Origin of the sequence: Mycobacterium sp. UM_Kg27, from assembly GCF_000972905.1 — a bacterium.
In the GTDB taxonomy this organism is placed as follows: Bacteria; Actinomycetota; Actinomycetes; order Mycobacteriales; family Mycobacteriaceae; genus Mycobacterium.
In genome coordinates this window covers 1-244 of record NZ_JRMM01000377.1, presented here as the reverse complement: position 1 = coordinate 244, position 244 = coordinate 1, and the positions used below count along the sequence as shown (strand labels likewise).

The following is a 244-nucleotide window of genomic DNA, read 5'->3' as shown; positions in this document are numbered from 1 at the left end:
TAGGGTCTGCTGCACGGATAGGTGACAGTTTCGGTCACGCGGCCTGACTGGCCGGTGTGGTCATGATCGTCTCGTATTCGATCGGGGTCAACCGGCCCAGGGCGATCTGGCGCCGGCGACGGTGGTAGGTGCGTTCGATCCAGGTGACAATCGCGATCCGTAGGTCTTCGCGGGTGGCCCAGCGGTGCCGGTCCAGGACGTTCTTCTGCAGCAAGCTGAAGAACGACTCCATGGCGGCGTTGTC

The 244-nt window shown here is 63.1% G+C and carries 1 protein-coding gene; it reads right to left on the bottom strand.

All coding sequences use genetic code 11. The annotated features are described in order from the left end of the window. Positions 1-34 precede the first annotated feature (34 nt). Positions 35-244: IS3 family transposase (locus LI94_RS21715; RefSeq protein ID WP_046302570.1), on the bottom strand; the 210-nt coding region annotated here is incomplete at its 5' end.